This window comes from Rhizobium cauense, assembly GCF_019511525.1.
GTDB lineage: Bacteria > Pseudomonadota > Alphaproteobacteria > Rhizobiales > Rhizobiaceae > Rhizobium > Rhizobium cauense.
Map to the genome: position 1 here is coordinate 1 of NZ_JAEUAT010000103.1, position 254 is coordinate 254.

The 254-nt window shown below is 54.7% G+C and carries 1 pseudogene; it reads right to left on the minus strand.

Going from position 1 to position 254, the window contains the following annotated elements:
* Positions 1–112 precede the first annotated feature (112 nt).
* Positions 113–254, minus strand: a pseudogene (locus JNB88_RS33345) (IS5/IS1182 family transposase); the annotation flags it as partial.

A 254-nucleotide genomic window follows, 5' to 3' on the forward strand; every position in this document is an offset into this window, starting at 1 on the left:
GACATGATCTCCATGCGAGCCATGAAACCTCTTTGTTCTGGTATTAATGTCAGCATTAATGCTGGTTCGAATGCCAGAACATCGCCTGATTTGCCCGATCAGCAAAAACAGCTCACCGGACGCTCACTTTGATCCAGCCGAACGCCTCCTCGATACGCTTGCGAATGCGTAGGCTGACCTCATAGCCGGGATGGCGTGTAGTGCGTCCGTCGATAGCCGAGCGGCGACCATTGACGTTCTGTGCCACGTGGGGC